Below are 23,150 nucleotides of genomic sequence, written 5' to 3'. Positions count from 1 at the left end.
TTTACTCGCTGGAGGGGATCCAATGAAGCTGGTTACCGTCGTAATTAAGCCATTCAAGCTGGAGGATGTACGTGAAGCTTTATCCTCTATCGGCATTCAGGGACTGACCGTCTCCGAAGTGAAAGGTTTTGGCCGTCAGAAGGGCCATGCAGAGCTTTATCGTGGCGCAGAGTACAGCGTGAACTTCCTGCCTAAGGTCAAAATTGATATCGCTATTGCCGACGATCAGTTAGACGAAGTGGTGGATGTCATCAGTAAAGCGGCTTACACCGGCAAAATTGGCGACGGTAAAATTTTCGTAGCTGAACTGCAGCGCGTCATCCGTATTCGTACCGGCGAGACCGACGAAGCCGCTCTGTAATAAAGACTCAGTACTGTGATGGGATGGAATAAAAATGAATAAAATTTTCGCTAAGTTGGGCCTCACCAGCCTGGCACTGTTACCCTCACTCGCAATGGCTGCGCCTGCCGTTGCGGACAAGGCTGATAACGCATTTATGATGATTTGCACCGCGCTGGTGCTGTTTATGTCAATTCCAGGTATCGCGCTGTTTTACGGTGGTTTGATTCGCGGTAAAAACGTGCTGTCGATGCTGACCCAGGTTGCCGTCACCTTCTCACTGGTCTGCGTATTGTGGATGGTTTACGGCTATTCACTGGCGTTCAGTGAAGGCAACGCATTCTTTGGCAGCTTTAACTGGGTGATGCTGAAAAACATTCAGCTGACCGCCGTCATGGGCAGCTTCTATCAATATATTCATGTCGCGTTCCAGGCCTCGTTTGCCTGTATCACGGTGGGCCTGATTGTTGGTGCTATCGCAGAACGCATCCGTTTCTCTGCCGTACTGATTTTTGTCGGCGTCTGGCTGACCCTGGCTTACCTGCCTATTGCACACATGGTGTGGGCTGGCGGTTTCCTGGCACAGGATGGCGCGCTGGACTTTGCTGGCGGCACCGTGGTGCATATTAACGCCGCTGTCGCCGGTCTGGTGGGCGCTTATCTGGTGGGCAAACGTGCCGGCTTTGGTAAAGAGGCCTTCAAACCACACAACCTGCCAATGGTATTCACCGGCACCGCCATTCTGTATGTCGGCTGGTTCGGTTTCAACGCCGGTTCTGCTTCTGCAGCAAACGAAATCGCGGCGCTGGCCTTCCTGAACACCGTTGTCGCCACAGCGGGCGCCGTGTTGTCATGGACCTTTGGCGAGTGGGCGGTACGTGGTAAGCCTTCGCTGCTGGGTGCCTGTTCAGGCTTTATTGCCGGATTAGTAGCGATTACGCCTGCCTGTGGTTACGTCGGCGTCGGCGGTGCATTAATCATCGGCCTGGTCGGCGGACTGGCGGGACTGTGGGGCGTGACCACCCTGAAAAAATGGCTGCGCGTGGATGATCCCTGCGATGTGTTCGGCGTGCATGGCGTGTGCGGCATTGTCGGCTGTATCCTGACTGGCGTGTTTGCCTCCTCTTCACTGGGCGGCGTAGGCTACGCAGAGGGGGTCACCATGGGCCATCAGGTCTGGGTACAGCTCTTCAGCGTGGGCCTGACTATCGTCTGGTCGGGCGTTGTCGCCTTCATCGGCTTCAAGCTGGCTGATTTGATTGTCGGTCTGCGCGTTCCGGAAGAGCATGAGCGTGAAGGTCTGGATGTAAACAGCCACGGCGAGAATGCTTACAACCAGTAACGGATGGGCAGTGAAAAGATCAACCGGGGGCGAGTAATCGCCCCCTTTTTTTATTCGCTGCGCTGACGCATCACCCCTTCCTGAACCGTTGAGGCCACCAGCACACCCTGCTGATTGTAGAACTCGCCCCGGACAAAACCCCGTGCGCCTGACGCCGAAGTACTGACCACGCTATAGAGCAGCCATTCACTGAAGTCGAACGGGCGGTGGAACCACATTGAGTGGTCGATAGTGGCGACCTGCATGTCCGGCTCTAAAAAGCCTTTGCCGTGCGGCTGGAGCGCGACCGGCAGGAAATTGAGATCGGAAGCATAGCCGAGCAGATACTGATGGATACGCAAATCGTCGGGCAGTGGGCCGGTGGCACGGATCCAGACCTGGCGCTCCGGCTTATCCACATGGCCCCGGAGAGGATTGTGAATCTGTACCGGGCGGATCTCCAGCGGACGCTCAGCAATGAATTTTTCACGTAGCTTTTCTGGCAGCAGATGCGCCATTTTCTGCGCCATCGCCTGTTCAGTTAACAGATTCTCTGGCCCCGCCACCTGTGGCATCGGATTCTGATGTTCAAAGCCGCTTTCCGGTGACTGGAACGAGGCGGTCATATAAAAAATCGGCTGCCCATTCTGAATGGCACTGACCCGCCGGGCACTGAAACTTTTGCCATCACGCAACGTTTCAACATCATAAATAATCGCTTTCTGACTATCGCCGGGCCGCAAAAAATAGCTGTGAAAAGAGTGAATAATGCGATCTTCCGCCACGGTTTGCTTTGCGGCATACAGCGCCTGACCCACCACCTGACCGCCAAACACCTGACGAAGGCCAATATCTTCGCTCTGGCCGCGATATAAACCCTCTTCCAGTTTTTCCAGATTTAATAAATTCAGCAGATTTTGCAGTGCCTGACTCATGGCGCATTCCTCAATATAGTGACCTGCTCAGTGTGAAAGATCGGACCAGTTGACGTCAATCAGACTTTCTACATTGTCGGTGCCAGGCAAAATTTCATTTTTGTGCCAACATTAAGGACATACGGCGAGTGAAGCGCTGTAAGCAGGATTCGCTGCCGACAATCATTTTGATCAAATGGAGACGACATCAATGAAACTCAGGCATGTGTTCAGTGGAGTAGTTATGGCGGTTGCTGTTGTAGGATGCGCCGACAAGAGTAAACCCGTGCCAACGCCAACTCTGGGTTCTGCAGTTGCAGGACAGACGGCGGCGATTGCGCAGCCTAACGTAAGTGGTTCAGTCTTTATCCGCCAGCGCATTGCGCTGCCGCCGGATGCGGTATTAACCGTGACGCTCTCTGATGCGTCCGTCGCCGATGCACCATCAAAAGTGCTGTCGCAGCGCGTGGTGCGAACCGAAGGCAAACAGGCACCGTTCCAGTTCGTGCTGCCGTTTAACCCAGCCGACATCAAGCCTGATGCACGCATTCTGTTAAGCGCAGCCATCTCAATCGACGGTAAGCTGGCCTTTATCACTGAAGGCGTGAAGCCGGTGATTAACCAGGGTGGCACCAAAGCAGAGCTGCTGCTGGTACCGGTACCGTCTATGGCGATGCCAACCCAGCCGGGCGCAGCGACCACCGTTCCTTCGACCTCACCGACTCAGGTGACGCCGTCTGCTGCGGTTCCTGCTCCAACCCGTCTGTAAACTCTTTTCGGGGCGACATAGTCGCCCTTTTTTCCCTGTCTAAACTCGCCAGCGATAAGTCTCGAGATCGAGCTGTCCGTCGTCACTCACCTCTATGCCTTCCGCCTCCAGTGCATCCCGCTGCCGCAACAGACGGTCACCCTGAAGAGAAATTGTGCCGTGTCGGTTTACGACGCGATGCCAGGGAAGGGTAGTGCCCTCGGGTAAGCGGCTCAGCACGCCACCGACCTGACGCGCCGCGCGCGGAGAACCGGCCAGTAGCGCCACATCGCCATAGGTGGTGACGCGGCCAGCCGGAATAGCGGCAACAATTTGCCAGATGCGTTGCTGGAAAGTGTCTGGCTGATTCATGTACTTATTTCATCAGGAAAAAGGGTTTTAACTTTAGCACGGGGAAAAGGCGGAGAAAGCGTAAAAGCGGTGGTTGTTCAAGAAAACAACGGTTGTCCCGACTACGCTTGCAATTGCCACCTCCTTCCCAGATAATGCCCCCGCTCTCGTAAAGAGGGCTTGTCAATGGGGGCCCTGTTGGTTCTCCCGCAATGCTAGCTTGTGAACTCGGTCAGATCCGGAAGGAAGCAGCCGTAGCAGGTGACGCGTGTGCCGGGATGTAGCTGGCAGGGCCCCCACCACTTTGTCCCTTCGATATTCTCCCCCTAAGCTGCAGACAGGCAAAACCCGCCTGGGCCGATCCTTTGCCGGCAGGCAGGATTATCCGGTACTTTATTGGGGTAAAACTGAGCTGTAAGCGATCAGATTAACGGACAAATTTCCATACTGAACCCGGGACTTTATCGTAGAGCTTGTTCATCGTCAGTTCCGCCAGGCGATGGTCAGCTGCTGAGTAAAATACCGCTAATTCATCTTCCGGTAATTCATACTTATTTTTTTCAATCACCCTTTCCAGGGTATCAAGAGAGCGGCAGCGCCGCAGTCGCATCAAATAATCGGTTTTAGTCAGGGTTTTGTTCATAAATAAACCGTTCTCATGTCTTTACTATAATGAATGGCTCGGTTGCTGGAGAAAAGCGCACTCTTCAGTGAACAGATTAAATAAGCGTTTTGCTGAACGTTGCCACCGCTGAAGATCCGGACTATTGACACCATAATTGCTGAATAGCATAAAAGTATCATCAAGATATTCATCGATTTGCGAAATCAGCGCTTCATCTTCAACGTGCTTAATTTTGTAATTCATGGTGAAAGAGGCGATATGCTCAATCAAATCGTTAAGCTGTAGATTGCTTTCAGAAGTGGGATCATTAACCCAGCCATGATGACTGTCGGTTAATGTTGCCATGCTGTCGTCAAACAGACTCTCACAAAGGTATTTAAGCTGGGCAATATCATGCCGTTTCGGTGAGTATTCGTCCATCTTTTTCCCCTCCATAGCTAGCACAGTTGCCGCAGGGCGGCGAGAGAAGATCACGCGGCCAGGAAGCGATTATTCGGGCAGTTATTAAACGGGATACCTTAAAGATAGTGTAAAACCATTAGTTCTGCTCACCTCCATTACTAAATATTACAATTCATCGCCAGGGGAGGGTTGCTCATTGTCGATCACATCAAACTCAAGTGCACCGGGCTTAATGTGAAAGTTTACCTGTTCTGACTGCGTCACGGTTTCATTTAGATCCAGGCAGGGACTAAATAAATTCCAGTCAAAATCGTAAAGTAATTTAAAACTATTCAGATCCTGGTATTCAACCGAAATGATTTTTAAACTGCCTGGAACTAACCGGGCATTTTGTGAGTACCAGCGTAAATCCCCTACCAGCAAATCGGTTATTTTGAGAATATTCCGCTGAACAATCTCTGCTATTTTTGCGCAGTCCGATTCACCCGCGGCAATATCACATTCAATGCGTGACAGCATATCTGTTCCACTTATAACCGTTAATAAACCTATCATTGGTTTTCTGCAACTGGTTTGCAAGTCAGTTGAGCACAAAACTCTCAGTTTCTGAGATTTGCCAGACGCAGCCGCAGGCCTTACCGCCAGCGCGGGTCTGCCAGTGTGTGCAGCTGATATTTATCTTTTGATACACAATCCCACATTCAACAGAGAGCAACATCAGGTATCTTTACTGTTATGTTATAACATTATGGTGAAGTAATGCGTCAGAGTGGACTACTTATGTCACTGGGCGGGCGGCTGGGAGTAGTACTGCTATTTATCACGCTGCTTGCTGTGGCAATAAAATGGGGGATCAGCACATGATCCTGTTTAACGCACTTCGCGCGGGCTACCAGGGACAGGTTGTGACCCCGGCTATTACCGGCCAGCTCGCAGCAGGCTCGATGACTGCGCTGGTCGGCGCGAACGGTAGCGGCAAATCAACCCTGTTAAAAACCATTGCTGGCTTACTGCCACCGATAGCCGGGCGCTGCGAGCTGCAGGTTGCACGCCGGGATATCGGCTGGTTGCCGCAGCGCACCGAACTTGAGACCCGCTTTCCCCTGACGGTATTTGAACTGGTCTCTATTGGCTGCTGGCCACGCTGCGGCTGGTTTGGCGGCATTAACCGGATACTGCGTCGGGAGATCTGGCAGGCGCTGGAAGCGGTTCAGATGAGTGATTATGCGGATGCGCAGCCCGCGACGTTATCCGGTGGACAACTGCAGCGGGTATTGTTTGCGCGGCTGATGCTGCAGCGCAGCCAGCTCTGGCTTCTGGATGAGCCATTTAACGGCATTGACAGCCAGACGGTGACGCTACTGATGTCGATCCTTGAGCAGCAACAGCAGGCCGGAACAACCCTGCTGGTGGTGCTGCACGATCGTCCGCTGGTGGCGCGCTACTTCAGTAACGTGATGTCGATGGATGAACGTGAGGTTAACTGCACCTGCCTGCCTGCTTCCTCTCTGGGGAGTCGTGCGCCGTGACCCTGATTCAACCCTTTATTGAGTTTGGTTTTATGCGACGCGCGCTGGTGGCCTGTCTGGCGCTGGCCGTCAGCGCCACGCCGCTCGGGGTATTCCTCTCCCTGCGACGTATGAGCCTGATTGGCGATGCCTTATCACACGCGGTGCTGCCCGGTGCCGCCATTGGCTATCTGATCTCCGGATTGTCACTGGTCGCGATGGGTGTTGGCGGCCTGATCGCTGGTTTAGCCGTGGCGCTGCTCTCTGGCGCGGTCAGTCGCTACACGCCGCTGAAAGAGGATGCCAGTTTTGCCGGGTTCTATCTGGGTTCACTGGCGCTGGGCGTCACGCTGGTTTCATTACGCGGCTCAAGTGTGGATCTGCTGCACGTTCTGTTTGGCTCGCTGCTGGCTGTAGACAACGCAGCGCTGTTGCTGGTGGGCGGCATCGCTGCCTTTACGCTGATTCTGCTGGCGGTGATCTATCGTCCGCTGGTCATCGATGCATTTGACGGCGACTTCCTGCGTGCGCAGGGAAAATGGAGCGCGCCGCTGGTGCATGGTCTGTTTTTAATGCTGGTGGTGCTGAATCTGGTGGCGGGTTTTCAGGTGCTGGGCACCCTGATGTCAGTGGGTTTAATGATGTTGCCCGCCGCCAGCGCCCGCTTCTGGAGTCGCCATCTCGCCGCGATGCTGGTTATCGCCATTTTCATGGCAATGATTTCGTCGCTGGCCGGGCTGATGCTCTCCTGGCACTTCTCATTGCCGGCGGGTCCCGCTGTGGTGCTGAGCGCCGCCATGCTGTTTTTTTTCTCCATTCTTACAGGGCCGTGCGGCGGAATTTTACGCCGCCATTAATCTTAAGGGGTATCTATGAAAAAATTACCGGTTAGCCTGGCGCTCGCTGCGCTGTTTGCCACGCCTCTGGCGATGGCCAAAACGGTGGATGTCGTGGCGAGCTTTACCGTGCTGGCTGACATCGCTAAGCAGGTCGGCGGCGATCATGTAAAGGTTAAAAGCCTGGTGGGGCCGAATGGCGATCCTCATACTTTTGAACCGACACCGCAGGACAGTCAGGCGCTGGCGAAGGCCGATGTGGTGTTTGTCAGCGGACTGGGACTGGAAGGGTGGATGGATCGGCTGGTCAGCGCCTCAGGGTATCGCGGTCAGCCCGTTGTCGCCTCAACCGGTGTCACCACTCGCAGCATGGAGGAGGAGGGTAAAACCGTTACCGATCCTCACGCCTGGAACAGCATGCAGAACGGCGTTATCTACGCGACCAACGTGATGAATGCGCTGGTCAAAGCCGATCCTGAAGATGCTCCGGCCATTCGTCAGCGTGGACAGAATTACATTCAGCAACTGCAGGCGCTGGATCGCTGGGCAAAAACCGCCTTTGACGCTGTGCCAGCCGATAAGCGTAAAGTGCTGACCAGTCATGATGCGTTTGGTTACTTTGGACAGCGATATGGCGTGACTTTCCTGGCGCCGGTAGGGTTCTCTACTGAGGCGGAAGCGAGTGCCAGCAACGTGGGTAATTTAATCACCCAGCTGAAGCAGCAGCACATCAACCGCTATTTCATCGAGAACCAGACCGACCCGCGTCTGGTAAAACAGATTGCCAGCGCCACCGGGGCTGAGCCGGGTGGTGAGCTCTACCCGGAAGCGTTATCCACGGCCTCTGGCCCGGCAGCCACCTATCAGGCGGCTTTTAAACACAACGTGAATGCGATGCTGAAGAGCATGCACTAAGCATAAAAAAGGCCGGGCAAGCCCGGCCAGTCATCACGACACAAACTAGCGTTTTTTCTTTCTTCCCTGAACTGCTTTAAACCGCGGGTTCGATTTACAGATCACGTAAATACGGCCTTTGCGGCGGACCACTTTACAATCCCGATGGCGATTTTTTGCTGAACGCAGCGAGCTTAATACCTGCATGATCCTCTCCTCTATTTCTTTCCAAGAAAGCGCCCGAAACGCTGGTTAAAGCGCGCGGTGCTGCCCTCTTTGGCAAAATCTTTCTGTTTGCCGGTGTAAAACACATGTGAGGCAGACGACACATCCAGGGTGACGTAGGGCAGCGTTTCGCCTTCGAACTCCACGGTGCGATCGGTTTTGATGGTTGATCCGATTTTGAACCAGACATCAGCCGATGTGTCATGGAAGACCACGTGACGATAGTGAGGATGAATATTCGCTTTCATAATGCACACCTATGTAATGTTATACTATAACAATATTATGCGATGCACAGGCCAGGATTGCAACTGTCCGTGAGACAGGAAAAGCAAAGGGTCAGGAAGTGAGAAGGGCTGAATCGCAGGCATAAAAAAAGGCCGCTTGCGCGGCCTCAGATGATTTACAGCTTAGTGAGTCTGGTTATGCTCAACCGGATGACTGTTCGCTGACTCTTCTTTTTTCTTGCCAAAGCGGCGGCGTACCACCACAAAGAAGACAGGAACGAAGAAGATCGCCAGTATGGTCGCGGTGACCATACCACCGATAACACCGGTACCTACGGCGTTTTGCGAACCGGAACCGGCACCGGTACTGATCGCCAGCGGCAGTACCCCGAGAATAAACGCCAGTGACGTCATCAGGATAGGACGCAGACGCATACGGCACGCTTCCAGCGCAGCTTCAATCAGCCCTTTACCCTCTTTATCCATCAAATCTTTAGCAAATTCGACGATAAGGATGGCGTTCTTGGTGGAGAGGCCGATGGTTGTCAGTAACCCCACTACGAAGTAGACGTCATTACTCAGGCCACGCAGGGTGGTAAAGATCAGTGCACCAATGACCCCGAGCGGGACAACCAGCATAACCGAGAATGGAATCGACCAGCTCTCGTACAGTGCGGCGAGACACAGGAAGACCACAATCAGCGAGATAGCATAGAGCGCAGGGGCCTGGTTGCCTGACAAGCGTTCCTGATAGGACATACCGGTCCAGTCATAGCCGATACCGGCAGGCAGTTTCGCCGCCAGCTCTTCCATCAGGTCCATTGCCGCACCCGAGCTTTTGCCTGGCGCAGCCTGTCCCAGGATTTCCATCGCAGGCAGACCGTTGTAACGCTCAAGGCGCGGTGAACCATATTGCCATTTCGCTGACGAGAAGGCAGAGAAGGGCACCATGGTTCCGCTGCTGTTGCGCACGTACCATTTACCAATGTCGTCCGGCAGCATGCGGGCGTCCGCTTTACCCATGACGTAAACTTTCTTCACGCGACCGCGGTCAATGAAGTCATTGACGTAGGAACCGCCCCAGGAAGCTGCCAGCGTGGTGTTGATATCACTCAGTGATACGCCCAGCGCCTGTGCTTTCTCCTGATCGATCGTCAGCTTGTACTGCGGCGTATCTTCCATCCCGTTAGGACGGACGCCAACCAGCGTATCAGGATGCTGGGCAATCATGCCGAACAGCTGATTACGCGCTTCCGTCAGCTTATCGTGGCCAAGGTTATTCTGGTCGATCAGCTCAAAGTCGAAGCCGGTCGCGTTACCCAGTTCAATAATGGCTGGCAGGTTGAAAGGAATGACCATTGCATCTTTGATCGCGCCCAGCGCCTGCATGGCACGGCCAGCAATCGCCGGTACTTTCATGTCGCTGCCGGTACGCTCATCCCACGGCTTGAGACTGACGAAGGCGATACCGGTGTTCTGTCCACGACCGGCAAAGCCGAAGCCGTTAACGGTAAACACCGATTTAACCGTGTCTTTCTCCTGGGTCAGGAAGTAATCCGTCACCTGATCCAGCACTTTCTGCGTACGTTCCTGGGTTGCACCAGCAGGCAGCTGCGCCTGAGCCAGCAGCAGACCCTGATCCTCTTCCGGTAAGAATGAAGAGGGCAGGCGCACAAACAGAAACGCCATACCGACCACGATCACCAGATAGATCACCATATAGCGACCCGTACTGCGAACCATGTGACCCACACCATCCACATAGTGGTTGGTGCTTTTGTCGAACATGCGGTTGAACCAGCCGAAGAAACCGGTGGTTTTACCGTGCTCGCCTTTTTTAATCGGTTTCAGCATGGTGGCACAGAGTGCCGGCGTCAGAATAAAGGCGACCAGCACCGACAGCGCCATTGCCGAAACGATAGTGATGGAGAACTGACGGTAGATAACACCGGTCGAACCACCAAAGAACGCCATCGGAATAAATACGGCAGCCAGCACCAGCGCGATACCGACCAGTGCGCCCTGGATCTGCTCCATAGAACGCTTAGTCGCTTCTTTTGGCGGTAATCCCTCTTCCGCCATTACGCGCTCAACGTTCTCGACCACCACGATGGCGTCATCCACCAGCAAGCCGATGGCCAGCACCATCCCGAACATCGTCAGGGTGTTTATCGAATAGCCAAAAGCGCTGATAACGGCAAACGTACCCAGCAATACCACAGGGACCGCGATGGTAGGAATGAGCGTGGCGCGGAAGTTCTGCAGAAACAGATACATGACCAGGAACACCAGCACGATCGCTTCGATCAGCGTTTTCACCACTTCGAAAATCGAGATCTTAACGAAAGGCGTGGTGTCATACGGATAGACCACTTTCAAACCGGCCGGGAACGTCGGCTGCAATTTGGCCAGTTCTTCTTTCACCGCATTGGCGGTATCCAGCGCATTCGCACCGGTGGCCAGCTTGATACCGATACCGGATGCAGGCTTGCCGTTATAACGGGCAACAATTTCGTAGTTTTCCGCGCCAAGTTCAATCCTTGCCACATCACGCAGACGAACCTGAGAACCATCTTCATTCACTTTCAGCAGGATTTTGCCGAATTCATCGGTAGAGGTGAGACGGGTTTGCGCAATGATCGAGGCGTTAAGCTGCTGTCCCGGAACCGGAGGCGTACCGCCCAACTGACCGGCAGCAACCTGGGTGTTCTGCGTATTCAGGGCGCTGATAACATCAACCGGCGTCAGGTTGTAGTTGTTCAGCTTGTGCGGATCCATCCAGATACGCATCGCGTACTGCGCACCAAATACCTGGGTATCACCCACGCCTTTGGTACGGCTGATCGGGTCTTTGATGGACGATGAAATAAAGTCAGAAATATCATTCTGCGTCATATTGTCATCGTCGCTGATGAAGCCCGCTACCATCAGGAAGCTACTGGAAGATTTCTTAACCTGAATCCCCTGTTGCTGTACTTCCTGCGGTAACAGCGGCGTCGCCAGCTGCAGTTTGTTCTGCACCTGAACCTGCGCGATATCGGCATCTGTTCCTGACTCAAAGGAGATCGTCAGGGTCAGCGTACCGGATGAGTCGCTGCTTGAGGACATATACATCAGTCCATCAATGCCGTTCATATTTTGTTCGATGACCTGGGTCACCGAGTCCTGCAGCGTTTTAGCATCTGCACCAGGGTAGGTGGCCTGAATCTCAATCGCCGGCGGTGCAACATTGGGATATTGCTCAATCGGAAGTTTGAGAATCGATAGCGCACCGACCAGCATAATGATGATGGCGAGCACCCACGCAAAGATGGGCCGATCGATAAAGAACTTAGCCATGAATCAACGGCTCCTGTTATGACGATGACTTGTCAGACTGCGGCTTTGAATCGGGTGCCGCTTTCGCATCGTCTGAGACTTCTTGTGGGGTAACCTGTGCGCCCGGCTTGGCTCGCTGCAGACCCGTGCTGATCACACGTTCACCCGCTTTAACACCGTCGGTGACTAACCACTTGTCGCCAATCGCCTGAGAGGTGGTGACCTGACGAGCTTCCACTTTGTTATCTGCACCTACCACCATGACCGTTGCCTGACCCGTTGGGGTACGGGCTACCGCCTGTTGCGGAACCAGCAACGCATTAGGATTGGTACCTTCATCCAGACGAGCGCGAACAAACATGCCCGGTAACAGCGCATGGTTCGGGTTCGGGACAATGGCGCGCAGGGTGATAGAACCCGTGGTTTCATCAACGGTAACGTCAGAGAACTCCAGCGTACCTGTCTGTGGATAGCTGTTGCCGTTCTGCATCAGCAGGGTCACGTTGGCTTTGCCATCGTTCTGCTTCAGCTGACCCGACTCCAGTTCTGAACGTAAGCGCATGAAATCTTCGCTCGACTGGGTAACGTCGACATACATCGGGTCAAGTTGCTGCACAGTGGCCAGGGCGGTGGTTTGTGCGTTTTGTACCAGCGCACCTTCCGTTACTGACGATTTGCCGATGCGGCCACTGATAGGCGAGGTGACTTTGGTATAAGCCAGGTTAATGCGGGCCGTTTCTACATTGGCTTTTGCTACCTGAACCGCAGCATCGTTTTGCGCGGCCGTGGCAACGGCGGTGTCGTAATCCTGCTGACTGATATATTTGGTGCCGAGTAAAGGCTTATAACGTTTGACGGTCAGCTGAGCGATGCGTGCATTGGCCTGCGCCTGAGTTAAGTCACCTTTGGCGCTGTCATAGGCGGCCTGATAGGTAGCAGGATCGATCTGATAAAGAGACTGACCCGCTTTGACATCGCTGCCTTCAACAAAGTTACGCTTCAGAATGATACCGGAAACCTGCGGACGGACTTCGGCGACACGATATGCCGAGGTGCGGCCAGGTAATTCAGTCGAGATTTTCAGGGGTTCAGTTTTCAGTGTTACAACCCCCACTGCTGGCGGTTGCTGGGCGGCTTGTTCGGATTTATTGTTGTCACATCCTGTTAACAAAAAGCTGCCTGATAGCATCAGGACGGCCGCCAGAGGCGATAATCCTCTGATTTTATTCATAAATAAACCTCTAGTGTCCGATATCAATTGGTCAATGGATCACAAACTGAAAAACCCATTGCTGTGTCAAGTCGCAGGTCATGCTATGGTACATACATTCGCAAATGTATGTAAACTTACCTGTTTGTAAAAAAAGCCCCTTATGGCACGAAAAACCAAAGCGCAAGCACTTGAAACGCGACATCAAATTCTTGATGCCGCCATTGTTCTGTTTTCGCAGCAGGGCGTTTCAGCCACTTCTCTGGCGGATATTGCAACCGCTGCCAGCGTCACGCGAGGGGCCATCTACTGGCACTTCAAAAATAAAGCCGATGTATTACATGAAATATGGCTTCGTTGTGATGCTGGTCTGGACGATGTGGAACTTGAGTATCAGACAAAATACCCTGGCGATCCACTCTCTGTGTTGCGAGCGATGCTGGTCTATATCTTTGACGCGACAGCAAAGGATCCGCAGCGCCGCGCCTTGATGGAGATCATTTTCCACAAATGTGAATTTGTGGGCGAAATGTCGGCGCTGAAGAATATGCAGCAGAGCTTACTGCTGGAGTGCTACGACAAAATTGAAGATGTGCTGCGCCAGTGTATCGAAGCCGGACAACTTCCGGGCAGTCTCAGCACGCGTCAGGCCGCTCTTATCCTGCGCGGTTACGTCAACGGTATGATGGAAAGCTGGCTGTTTGCGCCGGACAGTTTTGATTTAGCCGGAGACGCGCCGACGCTGGTCAATGCCTTTATCGATATGCTGCGCCTCAGTCCGACGCTGACTGCCCACCACTAAGCCGATGGGCGATCACGCTTGTTTTCGAAATCGCGCTGCACCATGGCCAGCGCTGAGAGCACGGTTTCTACCGGCAGTTGATGCTCTTCCAGTAGTTGAATCAGATCAACTGCCAGTTTGACGTCGTCAGGGGCATTTTCCAGTGACATCTCTTCTCCTAAATACGTAGTCGGGCCGCGACCAGCAGCATCACTAATGCACCGAGAATCGCCATGCCCAGTGCGCCAATATGCAGCGTTGCCAGGGTGCCCAGTTCAAAATAGGTGGAGATATAGCCGCCAATCAGTGCACCGATCATCGACAGCGTCAGGGTAGCAACCAGGCCGCCCGGTGGTCCCGGCATCAGCAGACGCTTCAGCAACCCCAGCAGTAAACCGCTTAACAGCCACACAAGTAAAGCCATGGTTCTTCTCCGCGCCGAATCACACCCAGTATAGGAGCGCTTTTGTCACGCTGCGCTTTATTCGCTGCCGCGCAACGAAGAGGCCCATTCGACAGAGCGAATCGCCTGCCGACAGCGTGCCAGTCGCTGCTCTAACGTTTCCAGATCCTGTTTCAGCTGATGCTGTACCGCCAGCGTTTCGGCCAGCGCCAGGCGCTGCTCACGCTGATCGATCATTGCCAGTAAACGCCGTTCAAATTCACGGTACTCCTGATATTTTGCGGCGCGTGGGTTCCTGATGGGCTGTTCGCGTCGGGTACGCAGCTGTTGCGTACTCGCCTCGCGTTGCAGGGCGGCAATCTGATCGACCAGGCGTTCAGCCAGCCACGCACTACGGGCCAGATCGTGGCTGCTGTCGCAGAGCCGGGCAAAATTCTGTTCCACTTCCAGCAGGTAATCAGCCAGCCGCGTGCCTTTGGTGCGAAACAGCTGAGTATCAAAACGTGGCAGACGGCAAACCCCATCTGAATGGCAGGCGAGTTCCTGCCGCAGGGCGATAAGGAGCTGTTGCAGACGCTGTTGTATGGCGATCGCACTCATCGCGTCACGCTCAATTGTGCTAACGTACGCTGATGAGGAAAGAGTTGGGCGGCATTCATGCAACGCATTCTGTTATTAACCCTCGGCTGGCTGGCGATTGTGCTGGGGACGCTGGGCATTGTATTACCTTTATTACCTACCACGCCATTCATGCTGCTGGCGGCCTGGTGTTTTGCCCGTTCATCGCCGCGTTTTCATCACTGGCTGCTGTGGAAATCGCCATTTGGCCGCTATCTGCGTCACTGGCAGCAGCATCGCGCGATGCCGCCAGGGGCTAAAGTACGCGCTATCTGCCTGATCGTCGCCACCTTTAGTCTCTCACTCTTCCTGGTGCATCAGCTCTGGGTACGCATCATGCTGCTGATCATGCTGGCGGCGCTGCTGCTGTTTATGTGGCGTATTCCGGTGGTGGCAGAAGCAGCGGACGCACCGCCGCCGCCGCGATAAAGTTGCATTTAGCCGGTCATTTGCTTAGATTTGGGCGTCTTCGTGCGTGGCTTCCCTTTGTGAATTGACTTCCGCTGAGCCTGTTATCAGGTATTAGCGCTTTTGAAGCTGCGCGAAACAGAATTTTTTACCAGGCGTATCATTATGACCGACACTGCGCAGCAGCTTGAATTCATTAAAAACAGCATTAAAAGCATTCCCGATTATCCTAAGCCAGGCATCCTGTTCCGCGATGTCACCAGCCTGCTGGAAGATCCCAAAGCCTATGCCGCTTCGATTGCGCTGCTGGTTGAGCGTTACCGTAATAAAGGCATCACTAAGGTGGTGGGGACGGAAGCGCGTGGTTTCCTGTTTGGTGCACCGGTGGCGTTAGGCCTCGGCGTCGGTTTTGTTCCGGTGCGTAAGCCCGGCAAACTGCCCCGTGAAGTCTACAGCGAATCCTATGAGCTGGAGTACGGCACCGATAAGCTGGAATTGCACAAAGATGCCATCCAGCCAGGCGATCTGGTGCTGGTGGTTGACGACCTGCTGGCGACCGGCGGGACGATTGAAGCGACCGTTAAACTGATTCGTCGTGCAGGTGGTGAAGTTAAAGACGCGGCTTTCATTATTAATCTGTTCGATCTGACCGGAGAAACGCGTCTTAATGCCATGGGCGTTGAGAGCTACAGCCTGGTTAAATTCCCCGGCCACTAAGCCACTCTTTCGGCCTTGCCACCCGGCGAGGCCGTCACGCCTTCGGCGTCAAGATAACGAGTGCCAGCCAAAAGCGTAGCTGATAGACTACTGCAATCTTATACAGGGGTTGCAGAGCGTCTGCGCTCATCTTTCCATCCAACTTCGTCGAACTCCACATGAGCTATCAGGTACTTGCGCGAAAATGGCGTCCCCAGGCTTTTGCTGATGTTGTCGGTCAGGAACATGTTCTGACGGCGCTGGCGAATGGATTGTCTCTGGGACGCATCCATCATGCTTATCTCTTCTCCGGCACCCGCGGAGTAGGGAAAACCACTATTGCGCGTCTGCTGGCCAAAGGCCTTAACTGCGAAACCGGTATCACTGCCACCCCCTGTGGTCAGTGTGATAACTGCCGTGAAATTGAGCAGGGCCGCTTTGTCGATCTGATTGAGATTGACGCCGCATCGCGTACCAAAGTTGAAGATACCCGCGATCTGCTCGACAACGTGCAGTACGCCCCGGCGCGTGGCCGCTTCAAAGTCTATCTGATCGATGAAGTGCATATGCTGTCGCGTCACAGCTTCAATGCGCTGTTAAAGACGCTGGAAGAGCCCCCTTCACACGTTAAATTCCTGCTGGCGACCACCGATCCGCAGAAACTGCCGGTGACCATTCTCTCGCGCTGCCTGCAGTTCCACCTCAAAGCGCTGGATGTCGATCAAATCCGTCAGCAGCTTGAGCATGTTCTGAAGCAGGAACAGATTGAGAGTGAAACCCGGGCGCTGCAGCTGCTGGCGCGGGCTGCCGATGGCAGTATGCGCGATGCGCTGAGCCTTACCGACCAGGCCATCGCCATGGGGCAGGGCGCGGTGACCAGCAGTACGGTCAGCGTCATGCTCGGCACGCTGGATGATGAACAGCCGCTGGGGCTGCTGGAAGCGCTGGTCGACGGTGACGGTCAGCAGGTGATGAATCTGTTGAGCCAGGCCGCGTCACGGGGTGTGGAATGGGAAGCGCTGCTGGTAGAAATGCTGCGCCTGCTGCACCAGATTGCGATGGTGCAACTGCTGCCGACCTCGCTTAATGACGATGATGAGAGTAACGCCCTTCGCTTGCGTGAACTGGCGCGGGTGGTGCCGCCCGCCGATCTGCAACTCTATTATCAGACTCTGTTGATGGGCCGCAAGGATCTGCCGATTGCGCCCGATCGTCGCATGGGTGTGGAGATGACGCTGCTGCGTGCACTGGCGTTTCATCCTAAAGCTGCCGTAGCTGAACCCATTGCGCGTCCCGCATTAACTCAGCAGACGGCGCCTGTCGCCCCTGCGCAGACATCACCGGCAGCATCCGGGCCATCGCCGTTAGCACGGCAACCGGCAGCACAGCCAGCCTCACCGTCACCTGCCGCTGCGCCGCCGTCGCACACCGCGTCGCCCGTCGCGCAGCAGACTCAACAGCAGATGCCGGAGCAGACGCAGCAGCAGGTTGCTGCTCAGCCGCAGATGGCCGCGCCCGATGCTGCACCGCAGCATTCGCCGTCGCCAGATGTCACACCTGACACCGCACTCTCCAGTTCCACCAGTCAGCTCCTGCAGGCGCGCACTCAGTTGTTGCGTCAGGGAGCGAACAAGCCAAAAAAGCGTGAGCCGGCAGCGCCAGGTGCGCGGCCGGCCAACTCCGCGCTGGAGCGGCTGGCCTCGGTCACCGAGCGCAGTCAGCAGCGTATCCGCGATCGCGAGCCTGCCGCCCCGGTAAAAGAGGAAGCGTACCGCTGGAAAGCGGTTAATCAGCCGGTGGAAGTGGCGGAGCCGGTGGCGACGCCAAAGGCCTTGCGTTCTGCGCTGGAGCATGAGAAAACCCCTGAGCTGGCGGCGCGTCTGGCCGAAGAAGCGCAGCAGCGCGATCCCTGGGCCGCAGAGATTGCGATCCTGCCGCTGCCGAAACTGGTGCAGCAGCTGGCGTTAAATGCCTGGAAAGAGACCACCGAAACTGGGGTCTGCCTGCATTTGCGTAGCAGCCAGCGTCACCTTAATTCACCGTCGGCGCAGCAGGTATTAAGCGATGCGCTGAGTCAGCATGCCGGGCAGAGAGTTGAACTCTCGGTAGTTGAAGACGATAATTCATCGGTGTTGACGCCACTTGAATGGCGTCAGGCCATTTACGAAGAGAAACTGGCGCAGGCGCGTCAGTCGATCACCTGTGATACCCACATCCAGACGCTGCAGCGCTTTTTTGATGCCGATCTGGATGAGGAGAGTATCCGACCTGTTTGAACACGCTGCTGCTATCTTAACGATAGCGTTGTAGCCTCAGCTGAGAGAGAAAACTATGTTTGGTGGTAAAGGCGGATTGGGCAACCTGATGAAACAGGCCCAGCAGATGCAGGACAAAATGGCCAAGGTTCAGGAAGAGATTGCCGCGATTGAAGTGACCGGTGAGTCTGGTGCTGGCCTGGTAAAAGTCACCATTAACGGCGCGCACAACTGCCGTCGCGTGGAAGTCGATCCCAGCCTGCTGGAAGATGACAAAGATATGCTGGAAGATCTGATTGCAGCCGCGTTCAACGATGCGGCACGTCGCATTGATGAAACCCAGAAAGAGAAGATGGCTTCTGTCTCTTCAGGCATGCAGCTGCCACCAGGCTTTAAGATGCCGTTCTGATGCAAACCAGTCCACTGCTTGAATCTTTGATGGAGTCGCTGCGCTGTCTGCCTGGCGTTGGGCCGAAGTCGGCGCAGCGCATGGCGTTTCAGCTGCTGCAGCGCGATCGCAGCGGTGGCATGCGGCTGGCGCAGGCGCTGACCCGGGCGATGTCGGAGATCGGACACTGCGCCGATTGCCGGACATTTACCGAGCAGGAAATTTGCACCATCTGCGCCAATCCACGGCGTCAGCAGAATGGTCAAATCTGCGTGGTGGAAAGCCCGGCGGATATTCACGCCATTGAGCAAACCGGCCAGTTTGGCGGTCGCTACTTTGTGCTGATGGGACATCTCTCGCCGCTCGACGGCATCGGTCCGGCTGATATTGGCCTGGATCGTCTGGAGCAGCGACTGGAGAGTGAAACCCTGCAGGAAGTGATCCTCGCCACCAACCCAACGGTGGAAGGCGAGGCGACCGCGAACTACATCGCGGAACTCTGTGGTCAGTATGGCGTCGACGCCAGCCGTATCGCGCACGGCGTACCGGTGGGCGGTGAGCTGGAGATGGTTGATGGCACCACGCTGTCCCATTCACTGGCGGGCCGCCAGAAGTTTAAATTTTAATCACTTGCCGGTGTTGTGACAGACACCGGCTTGAAAATCTCCCTGTCACCCCCACATCAACCTCAACGTTTGTTCAACCTGTTTTGTTGAGGTAGCAATGACCATGAAAGGACAAGAGACCCGTGGCTTTCAGTCGGAAGTAAAACAACTTCTGCACCTGATGATCCATTCTCTCTATTCAAACAAAGAAATTTTCCTGCGTGAGCTGATCTCCAACGCCTCGGATGCGGCAGACAAACTGCGCTTCCGTGCCCTGTCAGATTCCAGCCTGTATGAAGGTGATGGCGAGCTGCACGTTCGTCTCTCTGTTGATAAGGACAACCGTACCATTACGCTCAGCGACAACGGTATCGGTATGCGTCGCGATGAGGTCATTGAGAACCTCGGGACTATCGCCAAGTCAGGCACCAAATCTTTCCTTGAATCCCTGGGCTCCGATCAGGCGAAAGATAGCCAGCTGATTGGTCAGTTCGGTGTCGGTTTCTATTCTGCATTCATCGTGGCGGATAAAGTCACTGTGCGTACCCGTGCCGCGGGCGCGTCAGCCGAAGAAGGCGTGTTCTGGGAATCCGCAGGCGAGGGCGAATATACCCTGGCTGAAATTGAGAAAGCCGATCGCGGTACCGAGATCACCCTGCATCTGCGCGAAGGCGAGGATGAGTTCCTGGATGCATGGCGCGTGCGCAACATCATCAGCAAATATTCCGATCACATCGCACTGCCGGTTGAGATCGAAAGCAAAGATGAAGAAGGCGAAGGGACACACTGGGAGAAGATTAACAAAGCCCAGGCGCTGTGGACCCGCAACAAATCTGAGATCAGCGACGAAGAGTACAACGAGTTCTACAAGCATATCGCCCACGATTACAGCGATCCGGTCGCCTGGAGCCACAATCGGGTGGAAGGTAAGCAGGAATATACCAGCCTGCTCTACATTCCGGCGCGTGCGCCATTCGATATGTGGAACCGCGATCAGAAACATGGCCTGAAACTCTACGTGCAGCGCGTCTTTATCATGGATGACGCTGAGCAGTTTATGCCGAACTATCTGCGCTTTGTGCGTGGCCTGATTGACTCCAACGATCTGCCGCTGAACGTCTCCCGTGAGATCCTGCAGGATAGCCGCGTGACCCAGAGTCTGCGCGCCGCGCTGACGAAGCGTACCCTGCAGATGCTGGAAAAACTGGCAAAAGATGACAACGAGAAATACCAGACCTTCTGGAATGAGTTTGGTCTGGTGCTGAAAGAGGGCCCGGCGGAAGATCACGCTAACCAGGAGACGATCGCTAAGCTGCTGCGTTTCGCCACCACTCAGAGCGAAGGTTCGGCACAGACCATTTCGCTGGAAGATTACGTCAGCCGCATGGTGGAAGGTCAGGAGAAGATTTACTACATCACCGCTGACAGCTATGCCGCCGCGAAGAGCAGCCCGCATCTGGAACTGTTCCGCAAAAAAGGCATTGAGGTGCTGCTGCTCTCCGATCGCATCGACGAATGGATGATGAGCTATCTCACTGAGTTCGATGGTAAAACCTTCCAGTCAGTCAGCAAAGCGGATGAATCGCTGAGCAAGCTGGCGGATGAAGAGACCGAAGAGCAGAAAGAGGCGGAAAAAGCGCTGGAGCCTTTTGTTGAGCGGGTGAAAACTCTGCTGGGCGAACGTGTGAAAGAGGTGCGTCTGACGCATCGCCTGACCGATACTCCGGCGATTGTCACCACCGACGCCAACGAGATGACCACGCAGATGGCGAAGCTGTTTGCCGCGGCCGGACAGGAAGTGCCGGAAGTGAAGTACCTGTTCGAAATCAACCCGGATCATCCGCTGGTGAAACGTGTTGCGGATACGCAGGATGAAGCACGCTTCGGTGAGTGGATTGAGCTGCTGCTGGATCAGGCCTTGCTGGCCGAGCGCGGCACGCTGGACGATCCTAACCAGTTTATCCGCCGCATGAACCAGTTGCTGACCGCATAACGGCAACAGGCCGGTGGTTTTCACCGGCCTCAGACGGCTGATAAAGCCACAGCATCAAGCCGGTGACCCTCACCGGCTTTTTTTATGGTTTTGCGGCATCCTGCAGCCAGTCGCGAAACAGGCTGATCTCCGTATCGTGCCGACGGCTCTGTTTTGTCATCATCCATGTGGCCCGCTCGACGCGTACAAAGCCAAGCGGCGCAAGCAGCGTGCCATCCTCCAGCTCTTTGCGTACCAGCAAACGCGGTGCCATCAGGACGCCAAGACCACTTCGTGCAGCCTGAATCCCCAGTGTCAGACTCTCAAAATGCTTTCCGCCGTTAAAGCGGCCGCTGACCCCTGCTTTGTCCGCCCACTCTGACCAGGCGTGCAGCCGGGTATCCGCATGCAGCAGGGGCATCGCGGCCAGATCCTCGCCGACCCGCAGTTGCGAAGCAAAGTGAGGTGCGCAGAGCGGTCCAATCTCATCCTCGCTGACCAGCGTGGCGTCTATGTCAGATTCAGGTGGCTCGCCGTGACTGAGGATCAGCACATCCACATGTTCGCTGCGCAGTTGCGAGATCTGCGTCAGCGGCTGGAAGTGAACTTCAATCTCCGGATAGCGTTGATAAAAGCTGGCGATACGGGGGATCAGCCATTGCGACAAAAAGCTGGGGGCGCAGGAGACCCGAATCTGCTGAAGCAGCCCGGTACGAATGCTTTCGCAGCTGCTGCGCAACTCACTGAACGCCTGCTGACAGCTCAGCAGCAGACGTTCACCGTGTGAGGTCAGTTTCACGCGGCCATGGCTGCGGACAAAAAGTGGTTTGCCCATCCAGCTCTCCAGCTGGCGAATCTGATGGCTGATGGCGCTGTGCGTAACATGCAGATGTTCAGCCGCCACGCTAAAACTGCTGTGTAAGGCTGCCTGGTGAAAATAGTGCAGCGCTCTCAGTGGCGGCAGTCCGTTCATCCTCTTCCCCTGTGCAAAAATCTAACAGGGATTGTCAATTTATATCATTTTAAAGTCCAGCCGCATTGACCTACTCTGTAGGGCAAATTCTGGCGGGTTGACTCAGCCTTATATCTGTGATTTTTCAGGGTATTCCGCCTCGCTTAACCAGCGTTCACGCCGCACACTCCCCGAAGCGAGACAACCATGGCACACCGCTCTTTATCCTCTGAAACTTCAGCAGAGGCGCGCCATCGGTTACGCCTGGCGCTCTCACGTTTTTACCGGCTGGAGCAGTTCGATCTCTTCTTCGCGCCCTCGCTGCATGTGGCGCAGGTCCTTCTTTCTCAGCTCTTTCTGCGGCAGGAGCAGGCGCGCAATCAGCACCGTTACGCCTCGCACTTTCCGGTAACCGAACTCAACATCCTGCCAGCAGTTCCGCTGATCGCGGGCAGCATCATGCTGGTACCGCATGTCGAATTGCCCAATGGCCGCGTGCGTCCGCTGCGGGATTGCCAGAACCAGGGTGTGACGGAGGCGAGCGAGAGTTTTGCCAGCGTGCTGCATCAGAAACTGATCGACGAAGCCCATCTGTTTGTCACCCGACTGGATCGCCACGCTGAGATCTGCAGCGATCTGGTGCTGGTGGCGTTGCGGACCCATGACTTCAGTACGCTGGTGCGCAGCGAACTGCGGCTTTTCGAACAGGGGCTGACCCTGACCGCCACGCATGAGGCACTGCGCCGCTTCGACGATCCGCACTGGCGGCCTTACAATGCCGCCACCGTCGATGCGCTCTCCCTGTCAGACCCGCTGCCGCTGAACTCCTGCCATCAGCCCGGTTTGCCGTTTGCCAGCTTTAATGTCCCGGCCTCCGTGATCACATCGCTTTCAGATGCGGAAGATGTGGTGAAATGGCCGCAGCAGGCGCGGCTGCTGCTGAATGCTAACGTGCGCGGCAGCGGCAAAAAAAGCGTGAATATGACCCATCATCTGAGCCGACGACTGCAATTCCTGCTCGGCTCAGGCGGTAAATCTGAAAAAGCGTCCGGCAGGCCAGGCGGGTAGGGGGCAGGGCCAAAAAGCAGCTCAGGTCGCCCTGCGCGATCCGCGCCCTTCCTTGTGATGAGCGGGTCATAATGGTATGTTCTTT

27 protein-coding genes, 1 other RNA gene and 1 other annotated feature are annotated in these 23,150 nt (G+C 55.1%); of the genes, 15 read left to right on the top strand and 13 right to left on the bottom strand.

The features are described from left to right. Positions 1 to 22 precede the first annotated feature (22 nt). Together glnK and amtB are read left to right on the top strand one after the other, a co-directional pair. Complete coding sequence (glnK, locus tag ACVKSX_RS08280) at positions 23 to 361, top strand: P-II family nitrogen regulator (protein WP_003850469.1); 339 nt, start codon at positions 23 to 25, stop codon at positions 359 to 361. A 34-nt stretch (positions 362 to 395) separates the two neighbouring features. Continuing rightward, positions 396 to 1,682: an ammonium transporter AmtB gene (gene amtB, locus ACVKSX_RS08275; RefSeq protein ID WP_010255877.1), complete on the top strand. Its 1,287-nt coding sequence runs from the start codon at positions 396 to 398 to the stop codon at positions 1,680 to 1,682. Between the two features lie 50 nt (positions 1,683 to 1,732). Here the strand turns inward: amtB and tesB are convergent, their stop codons facing one another. Beyond that, on the bottom strand, positions 1,733 to 2,596 hold the full coding sequence (gene tesB / locus ACVKSX_RS08270) for an acyl-CoA thioesterase II (protein ID WP_010255880.1): 864 nt from the start codon (positions 2,594 to 2,596) through the stop codon (positions 1,733 to 1,735). 190 nt (positions 2,597 to 2,786) lie between these two features. Between tesB and ACVKSX_RS08265 the strand changes: the two genes are divergently transcribed. After that, positions 2,787 to 3,344 carry a YbaY family lipoprotein gene (locus tag ACVKSX_RS08265; protein WP_010255881.1) on the top strand — a complete coding sequence of 186 codons (558 nt, stop codon included), beginning with the start codon at positions 2,787 to 2,789 and terminating at the stop codon, positions 3,342 to 3,344. 39 nt (positions 3,345 to 3,383) lie between these two features. On the opposite strand, the gene ACVKSX_RS08260 is transcribed toward ACVKSX_RS08265, so the two are convergent. After that, positions 3,384 to 3,695 (bottom strand): MGMT family protein, encoded by a 312-nt coding sequence (locus ACVKSX_RS08260; RefSeq protein ID WP_033756781.1) that lies wholly within the window; start codon positions 3,693 to 3,695, stop codon positions 3,384 to 3,386. Positions 3,696 to 3,870: 175 nt separating this feature from the next. Here ACVKSX_RS08260 and ffs point away from each other — a divergent pair. Beyond that, an RNA gene (gene ffs, locus ACVKSX_RS08255) (signal recognition particle sRNA small type) lies at positions 3,871 to 3,967 on the top strand. A gap of 134 nt (positions 3,968 to 4,101) precedes the next feature. On the opposite strand, the gene ACVKSX_RS08250 is transcribed toward ffs, so the two are convergent. The 3 genes from ACVKSX_RS08250 to ACVKSX_RS08240 form a co-directional block, all read right to left on the bottom strand. Then, the gene (locus tag ACVKSX_RS08250) at positions 4,102 to 4,317 is read right to left on the bottom strand and encodes an HHA domain-containing protein (RefSeq protein ID WP_003850458.1); all 216 of its coding nucleotides are present in this window, start codon (positions 4,315 to 4,317) and stop codon (positions 4,102 to 4,104) included. Between the two features lie 24 nt (positions 4,318 to 4,341). Beyond that, positions 4,342 to 4,719 (bottom strand): Hha toxicity modulator TomB, encoded by a 378-nt coding sequence (gene tomB, locus ACVKSX_RS08245; protein WP_003850455.1) that lies wholly within the window; start codon positions 4,717 to 4,719, stop codon positions 4,342 to 4,344. Between the two features lie 147 nt (positions 4,720 to 4,866). Further along, a complete protein-coding gene (locus ACVKSX_RS08240) occupies positions 4,867 to 5,220 on the bottom strand; it encodes a hypothetical protein (RefSeq protein WP_010255885.1) in 354 nt (117 codons plus the stop codon). Between the two features lie 341 nt (positions 5,221 to 5,561). On the opposite strand from ACVKSX_RS08240, the gene ACVKSX_RS08235 reads away from it, so the two are divergent. The 3 genes from ACVKSX_RS08235 to ACVKSX_RS08225 are packed head-to-tail and all read left to right on the top strand — an operon-like array spanning position 5,562 to position 7,960. Further along, positions 5,562 to 6,230 carry a metal ABC transporter ATP-binding protein gene (locus ACVKSX_RS08235; RefSeq protein WP_033766689.1) on the top strand — a complete coding sequence of 223 codons (669 nt, stop codon included), beginning with the start codon at positions 5,562 to 5,564 and terminating at the stop codon, positions 6,228 to 6,230. Beyond that, on the top strand, positions 6,227 to 7,066 hold the full coding sequence (locus ACVKSX_RS08230) for a metal ABC transporter permease (RefSeq protein WP_010671217.1): 840 nt from the start codon (positions 6,227 to 6,229) through the stop codon (positions 7,064 to 7,066). Before ACVKSX_RS08235 ends, ACVKSX_RS08230 begins: the two co-directional genes overlap by 4 nt. Positions 7,067 to 7,081: 15 nt before the next feature. Then, positions 7,082 to 7,960, top strand: a complete 879-nt coding sequence (locus ACVKSX_RS08225; protein ID WP_287060029.1) for a metal ABC transporter substrate-binding protein — start codon at positions 7,082 to 7,084, stop codon at positions 7,958 to 7,960. A 45-nt stretch (positions 7,961 to 8,005) separates the two neighbouring features. Here ACVKSX_RS08225 and ykgO read toward each other — a convergent pair whose 3' ends face one another. The 4 genes from ykgO to ACVKSX_RS08205 form a co-directional block, all read right to left on the bottom strand. Beyond that, complete coding sequence (ykgO, locus tag ACVKSX_RS08220; protein WP_010255896.1) at positions 8,006 to 8,146, bottom strand: type B 50S ribosomal protein L36; 141 nt, start codon at positions 8,144 to 8,146, stop codon at positions 8,006 to 8,008. 11 nt (positions 8,147 to 8,157) lie between these two features. Next, a complete protein-coding gene (locus tag ACVKSX_RS08215; protein WP_010671219.1) occupies positions 8,158 to 8,412 on the bottom strand; it encodes a type B 50S ribosomal protein L31 in 255 nt (84 codons plus the stop codon). 162 nt (positions 8,413 to 8,574) lie between these two features. Beyond that, complete coding sequence (locus ACVKSX_RS08210; RefSeq protein WP_010255902.1) at positions 8,575 to 11,730, bottom strand: multidrug efflux RND transporter permease subunit AcrB; 3,156 nt, start codon at positions 11,728 to 11,730, stop codon at positions 8,575 to 8,577. Positions 11,731 to 11,746: 16 nt separating this feature from the next. Further along, the gene (locus ACVKSX_RS08205) at positions 11,747 to 12,940 is read right to left on the bottom strand and encodes an efflux RND transporter periplasmic adaptor subunit (protein ID WP_010255904.1); all 1,194 of its coding nucleotides are present in this window, start codon (positions 12,938 to 12,940) and stop codon (positions 11,747 to 11,749) included. 142 nt (positions 12,941 to 13,082) lie between these two features. Here ACVKSX_RS08205 and acrR point away from each other — a divergent pair, with 142 nt between their 5' ends. After that, positions 13,083 to 13,721 carry a multidrug efflux transporter transcriptional repressor AcrR gene (gene acrR / locus ACVKSX_RS08200; RefSeq protein ID WP_010255906.1) on the top strand — a complete coding sequence of 213 codons (639 nt, stop codon included), beginning with the start codon at positions 13,083 to 13,085 and terminating at the stop codon, positions 13,719 to 13,721. On the opposite strand, the gene rsmS is transcribed toward acrR, so the two are convergent. From rsmS to priC, 3 genes are read right to left on the bottom strand one after another with little or no spacing between them, the layout of a single operon-like run. Continuing rightward, positions 13,718 to 13,870 (bottom strand): pleiotropic regulatory protein RsmS, encoded by a 153-nt coding sequence (rsmS, locus tag ACVKSX_RS08195; protein WP_010255907.1) that lies wholly within the window; start codon positions 13,868 to 13,870, stop codon positions 13,718 to 13,720. The genes acrR and rsmS overlap by 4 nt on opposite strands. Positions 13,871 to 13,878: 8 nt before the next feature. Next, the gene (locus tag ACVKSX_RS08190; protein WP_307380742.1) at positions 13,879 to 14,124 is read right to left on the bottom strand and encodes a GlsB/YeaQ/YmgE family stress response membrane protein; all 246 of its coding nucleotides are present in this window, start codon (positions 14,122 to 14,124) and stop codon (positions 13,879 to 13,881) included. Positions 14,125 to 14,181: 57 nt separating this feature from the next. After that, complete coding sequence (priC, locus tag ACVKSX_RS08185; protein WP_010671220.1) at positions 14,182 to 14,703, bottom strand: primosomal replication protein PriC; 522 nt, start codon at positions 14,701 to 14,703, stop codon at positions 14,182 to 14,184. 57 nt (positions 14,704 to 14,760) lie between these two features. Here priC and ACVKSX_RS08180 point away from each other — a divergent pair, with 57 nt between their 5' ends. From ACVKSX_RS08180 to htpG, 6 genes are all read left to right on the top strand, one after another. Beyond that, the gene (locus ACVKSX_RS08180) at positions 14,761 to 15,150 is read left to right on the top strand and encodes a DUF454 family protein (RefSeq protein WP_010255914.1); all 390 of its coding nucleotides are present in this window, start codon (positions 14,761 to 14,763) and stop codon (positions 15,148 to 15,150) included. Between the two features lie 144 nt (positions 15,151 to 15,294). Then, positions 15,295 to 15,846 (top strand): adenine phosphoribosyltransferase, encoded by a 552-nt coding sequence (gene apt / locus ACVKSX_RS08175; RefSeq protein WP_010671221.1) that lies wholly within the window; start codon positions 15,295 to 15,297, stop codon positions 15,844 to 15,846. A gap of 158 nt (positions 15,847 to 16,004) precedes the next feature. Next, positions 16,005 to 18,101, top strand: a complete 2,097-nt coding sequence (dnaX, locus tag ACVKSX_RS08170; protein ID WP_033771084.1) for a DNA polymerase III subunit gamma/tau — start codon at positions 16,005 to 16,007, stop codon at positions 18,099 to 18,101. Further along, positions 17,443 to 17,504 (top strand) — a sequence feature (DnaX frameshifting element). It overlaps the preceding gene by 62 nt. A gap of 55 nt (positions 18,102 to 18,156) precedes the next feature. Next, positions 18,157 to 18,489, top strand: a complete 333-nt coding sequence (locus ACVKSX_RS08165; protein ID WP_003850423.1) for a YbaB/EbfC family nucleoid-associated protein — start codon at positions 18,157 to 18,159, stop codon at positions 18,487 to 18,489. Beyond that, on the top strand, positions 18,489 to 19,094 hold the full coding sequence (recR, locus tag ACVKSX_RS08160; protein ID WP_003850420.1) for a recombination mediator RecR: 606 nt from the start codon (positions 18,489 to 18,491) through the stop codon (positions 19,092 to 19,094). Before ACVKSX_RS08165 ends, recR begins: the two co-directional genes overlap by 1 nt. A 97-nt stretch (positions 19,095 to 19,191) precedes the next feature. Next, positions 19,192 to 21,066 carry a molecular chaperone HtpG gene (gene htpG / locus ACVKSX_RS08155; protein WP_029519428.1) on the top strand — a complete coding sequence of 625 codons (1,875 nt, stop codon included), beginning with the start codon at positions 19,192 to 19,194 and terminating at the stop codon, positions 21,064 to 21,066. 82 nt (positions 21,067 to 21,148) lie between these two features. Here the strand turns inward: htpG and ACVKSX_RS08150 are convergent, their stop codons facing one another. After that, positions 21,149 to 22,018 carry a LysR substrate-binding domain-containing protein gene (locus ACVKSX_RS08150; protein ID WP_022626103.1) on the bottom strand — a complete coding sequence of 290 codons (870 nt, stop codon included), beginning with the start codon at positions 22,016 to 22,018 and terminating at the stop codon, positions 21,149 to 21,151. 186 nt (positions 22,019 to 22,204) lie between these two features. Here ACVKSX_RS08150 and ACVKSX_RS08145 point away from each other — a divergent pair, with 186 nt between their 5' ends. Continuing rightward, the gene (locus ACVKSX_RS08145) at positions 22,205 to 23,065 is read left to right on the top strand and encodes a DUF6024 family protein (protein ID WP_010255933.1); all 861 of its coding nucleotides are present in this window, start codon (positions 22,205 to 22,207) and stop codon (positions 23,063 to 23,065) included. Positions 23,066 to 23,150 lie beyond the last annotated feature (85 nt).

The organism is Pantoea sp. PvP021 (genome assembly GCF_054056055.1).
The sequence above is the reverse complement of the archived record's forward strand: the minus strand, read 5'-3'. Positions and strand labels throughout refer to the sequence as shown.